This window comes from Phenylobacterium sp., from assembly GCF_030654915.1.
Classification (GTDB): domain Bacteria; phylum Pseudomonadota; class Alphaproteobacteria; order Caulobacterales; family Caulobacteraceae; genus Phenylobacterium.
On the sequence record NZ_JAURWM010000252.1, the window covers coordinates 1 to 3,051 of the forward strand.

Below are 3,051 nucleotides of genomic sequence, written 5' to 3' on the forward strand. Positions count from 1 at the left end.
CTCGATGCATTACGGCCTCAACCTGAAGTGGCCGGTTAATTTGTCGACCAAGAACACGATCCTCAAGGCCTATGACGGCCGCTTCAAGGATATCTTCGCCGAGGTCTTCGCCGCAGAATACGCGGACAAGTTCAAGGACGCCGGGATCGTCTACGAACACCGTCTGATCGACGACATGGTGGCCGCGGCGATGAAGTGGTCGGGCGGCTACGTCTGGGCCTGCAAGAACTACGACGGCGACGTGCAGTCCGACACCGTGGCCCAGGGCTTCGGCTCGCTCGGCCTGATGACCTCCGTCCTGATCACCCCGGACGGCAAGATCATGGAATCCGAAGCCGCCCACGGCACCGTGACCCGCCACTTCCGCCAGCATCAGCGCGGCGAGTCGACCTCGACCAACTCGATCGCCTCGATCTTCGCCTGGACCCAAGGCCTGAAGCATCGCGCCAAGCTCGACGGCAACCCCGAGCTGACGCACTTCGCCGAGACCCTGGAAAAGGTCTGCGTCGACACCGTCGAAAGCGGCTCGATGACCAAGGATCTGGCGCTGCTGGTCGGCGACACCCAGGGCTGGCTGACCACCGAAGGCTTCATCGACAAGGTCGCGGCCAACCTCGACGCGGCCCTGGCCAAGTCGACCTAAGCATATGGAACCGCGCGCGCCAGCTCAGTGGAGCCTGACGCGCGCGATCTTCCGCCTGATCGTTGTTGCGATCGTGGGAACGGCGCTGGCCTTCGTGGCCGCGCCGTTTTTTGCCTTTCGGGCCGTGAAGGCCGCTGCTCGTGACGGCGACTCCCACGCCCTGGCCCAACTGGTGGACTATCCCGCCGTCCGCCAGGGCCTACGGCCGCAGGTCGCCGCCATTCCGGTGACGGCGCCGGCGCCGCCCGACATCTGGACAGACCCCATCGGGGCGGTGCGCCGCGCGATCGAGCCGCTCACCCCGGCCCCGCCAGCCGTCGAGCCCTATCTCAGCGCCTCGGGCCTCTATGACCTCGCTCGCGGCTTCGCCCCCGGCAAGGCGCCGCCAGACGCCCGTGGCGCCTTCCCGCGCCTTCGCTACTGGGATCCCAACCGCGCCCGCTTCGCCGCCGTCCCTAGGAGCGCCAAGCGCGGCGAGCAAGCGGTGGTCTTCACCTTCGAACGCCGCGAGCGCTTCACCTGGAAACTGGTCCAGATCCGCCTGCCGGACGCCCCGTGAGGCTAGCTGCCGCCGCACTGGCGATCCTGATGCTCGCCAGCGCCGCCCAGGCCGCCGACGGGGCTAGCTGCGCGATTCCGCGGGACATCCGGCCCGCCAAGTCACGACCGCCGCCGGCCCACGAAATCGCCAAGGGCGTTCCGACCGCCTCTTACATGCTCGCGCTCAGCTGGTCGCCGGAGTGGTGCCGCACCCATGCAGACTCGCGGGACGCCGAGGTTCAATGTCGCGACAACCGGTTCGGGTTCGTGGTCCACGGCCTCTGGCCGAACGGCGCCGGACGGACCCATCCGCGCTACTGCGGCCCCGCGCCGCCCCTGAAAGTCGCCACGGTCCGAGCCAACCTGTGCATGACGCCCTCCGCACAGCTTTTGCAAAATGAGTGGGCGGCCCACGGCACCTGCGGCTGGACCGCGCCGGAGCCCTATTTCGCCAAGGCCGCCGAGCTGTGGCGGGCGATCAAGCCGCCGCCCCTCGCCTTCCCGCCGGGTCGCGTGGTCACGGCCGGAGATGTCCGTGCCGCCTTCACCGCCCGCAATCCACATCTGCGACGCGACGCCTTGTTCGTGAAGGTCGGCGACGGCAACCGGCTCCAGGAAGTTCGGGTCTGCTACGATCTGCGGTTCAAGCCGGCGCGGTGCGCCAAGGGCGTGGGCGCGCCAGATCATGTCAGGATCCGCATCCAGCCCGCTTAATGTTCTTGTTTTGTTCGATTTCCGTCGCTAGATTTCGCACCGGATTTCAAGGGAGACGACGACATGATCGGCTATGTGACGATCGGCGCGCTGGACGTCGAGAAGGCCATGCCCTTCTACGACGCGGTCCTGGGCGCCATTGGCTATGAGCGCCAGTTCTTCGACGGCGGCTGGGCGGGCTATGGGCTCAAGGGCCAGGACGCCAACACCTTCATCTGCCCCCCGTTCGACGGCCAGGCCGCGCGCGGCGGCAACGGCGTCATGATCGCCTTCAAGGGCGAGTCGAAGGAAGCCGTGCAGGCTGCTCACGCCGCGGCCCTCGCCCAAGGCGGAACCGATGAGGGCGCTCCGGGTCCAAGGCCCGCCGACTCGACCAGCTTCTACGGCGCCTATATGCGCGACCCGACCGGCAACAAGATCGCGGTCTTCGCCAAGGGTTGAGCGGCCGCGGCAACCGGCAGAGCGAGCAACAAAAAAGGCCGGGGTCTCCCCCGGCCTTTTCCGTAATTGTCTAGTTCGTCGCTTAGGCGGCGAGCGCGATCACGCGGCGGCGACGGATCGCCGTGCCGGCCAGGCCGAAGCCCGTGATCATCATCGCCCAAGTCGCCGGTTCCGGCACGGCCGAAGGAAGTGACTCGAGGGTAAATTTCGCTTTGACGGAAGCGCTGCCACCCAGGTCGAAATCAGCTTTCTTCAGATCGACCCGCAGCAAGCCGGTGTCACCGAAGGCAAAACTCTCCGGCCCGTCCCAAACGACGTGACCTTCGTCGTCGAAGCCAAAGATGCTCCACTTCCACTCAGCCGTACCGCCGGTTGAACCGCCGACGGATCCGCCGAAATCAGGCGAAGAGAAATCGAAGGTGACTTCGATCGGCTTCCAGAACAGCAGGTCGTCAAAGTCCATGCTGCCTTCGGGCGATGAGATCGTGAACAGATGGTTGAAGCCCGTCGTATCGCCGGCATTGTCGAGCGTGAAGCTCACCGGGCCAGCGGGAGGCGTAACATTGATCACGAGGCCGCCGAAAGTACCGGCATTAGTGTTGTAGTTGGTGACGCTGAAGTCGCCCAGAAACTCAATCGCCGCCGCCGGCGTAGCTACGAAAGCGCTGGTGACAAGAGCCGCAGTCATAGCCGCAGCCATGTGCTTGAACATT

Annotated in this window: 5 protein-coding genes; 4 read left to right on the top strand and 1 reads right to left on the bottom strand. The window is 65.9% G+C overall.

Annotation, left to right across the window (positions count from 1 at the left end; translation table 11 throughout):
• The 4 genes from Q7T84_RS13060 to Q7T84_RS13075 all read left to right on the top strand — a co-directional run.
• Positions 1 to 643: NADP-dependent isocitrate dehydrogenase (locus tag Q7T84_RS13060; RefSeq protein ID WP_304809570.1), on the top strand; the 643-nt coding region annotated here is incomplete at its 5' end.
• Between the two features lie 4 nt (positions 644 to 647).
• On the top strand, positions 648 to 1,202 hold the full coding sequence (locus tag Q7T84_RS13065; protein WP_304809572.1) for a DUF2939 domain-containing protein: 555 nt from the start codon (positions 648 to 650) through the stop codon (positions 1,200 to 1,202).
• Positions 1,199 to 1,897 (top strand): ribonuclease T2, encoded by a 699-nt coding sequence (locus Q7T84_RS13070; protein WP_304809574.1) that lies wholly within the window; start codon positions 1,199 to 1,201, stop codon positions 1,895 to 1,897. Before Q7T84_RS13065 ends, Q7T84_RS13070 begins: the two co-directional genes overlap by 4 nt.
• Positions 1,898 to 1,960: 63 nt before the next feature.
• On the top strand, positions 1,961 to 2,338 hold the full coding sequence (locus Q7T84_RS13075) for a VOC family protein (RefSeq protein WP_304809576.1): 378 nt from the start codon (positions 1,961 to 1,963) through the stop codon (positions 2,336 to 2,338).
• Between the two features lie 82 nt (positions 2,339 to 2,420).
• On the opposite strand, the gene Q7T84_RS13080 is transcribed toward Q7T84_RS13075, so the two are convergent.
• On the bottom strand, positions 2,421 to 3,051 hold a 631-nt coding region (locus Q7T84_RS13080), incomplete at its 5' end, for a PEPxxWA-CTERM sorting domain-containing protein (RefSeq protein ID WP_304809578.1).